General features: G+C 57.6%; 1 protein-coding gene. It reads right to left on the reverse strand.

Going from position 1 to position 1,258, the window contains the following annotated elements; translation table 11 throughout:
• Positions 1–47: 47 nt before the first annotated feature.
• A protein-coding gene (locus DDZ17_RS22190) for an IS3 family transposase (protein ID WP_421910604.1) occupies positions 48–1,174 on the reverse strand; the annotation gives its coding sequence in 2 pieces (ribosomal slippage) (positions 48–913 and positions 913–1,174; 1,128 coding nt in all).
• Positions 1,175–1,258 lie beyond the last annotated feature (84 nt).

Genomic DNA, 1,258 nt, shown 5'->3' on the forward strand with positions numbered 1-1,258 from the left:
AGAAGTGGACCCCGTAAATTGGACAGCACGATAAGTGCATTCCCGGGCTATGCCGCCAGTTTGGCGGCGGGTTGATAGTACACGCTGTCCGGTGTCCGCCGGTCAAGTGCCTGGTGCCGTCGCTCGCTGTTGTAAAACTCGAAGTAGCGCCCCAATGACCGGCGCGCCGCCGCGATGTCATCGTAAGCACGCAGGTACACTTCTTCGTACTTCACGCTCCGCCACAGGCGCTCCACGAAGACATTGTCGAGCCAGCGGCCCTTGCCATCCATACTGATACGAACGCCTTCGCGCTTGAGCACGCCGGTGAAGTCCTCGCTGGTAAACTGGCTGCCCTGGTCCGTGTTAAAAATCTCGGAGGTTCCGTGGTTCTCGATTGCCTCCTCCAGCGCGTCGACACAGAAACTGGCATCCAGGGTGTTGGATACCCGCCATGACAACACCCGTCGCGAATACCAGTCCATGATGGCGACCAGGTAAACGAAGCCGCGTGCCATCGGAATGTAGGTCACATCGGTCGCCCATACCTGATTGGGTCGATCAATCACCAGGTCCCGCAGCAGATAGGGGTAGATCTTGTGCGCCTGATTGGCGAGGCTCAGATTGCGCTTCGGATACTGCGCAACCAGATCCATGGTGCGCATCAGTCGCTGGATCCGTTTTCGGTTCACCACATGCCCTTGGTCTTCCAGCCAATCCCGTATCCGGCGGCTGCCATAGAACGGATACTGCAGGTGGCACCGGTCAATCAATGCCATCAGCTCCAACTCCTCGTCAGAGACCGGCTCGGGAACGTGGTAGAACGTGGATCGAGGTAGAGCCAGCAGCTCGCATTGGCGAGCTACAGGCAACGGGTCCTTCCGGTCTACCATTTCTTTCCTCTGGGCCCGTGAATCCTTTCGAGCCCGCGTTCTAAAAAATCGTTCTCCATCGTCAGCCTCCCGATCTTGGCATGAAGCTGTTCAATTGTTTCCTCGGTCGCCTCTGCCTTCTGTGCGCCTTTGCCGAAAACGTCCGGTGCGCCGCTGAGCAGCTGCTTCTTCCAGTCCGTGATCTGGTTGGCATGCACGTCAAACTTCTTGACCATCTCTGCCATCGTCATATCACCCTGACAGGCCGCCAGCGCGACCTTGGCCTTGAATTCCGGTGAGTGGGTCCGTCTCTTGCGTCTCATCGCTTCTCTCCAGAGCATCACGCTCATCTTGAGGGAAGCACTTATCTTCCTGCAATGGCTGTCCAGTCAATGGGGTCCAGCTCT

It is taken from the genome of Parahaliea mediterranea, assembly GCF_003402235.1.
GTDB lineage: Bacteria > Pseudomonadota > Gammaproteobacteria > Pseudomonadales > Halieaceae > Parahaliea > Parahaliea mediterranea.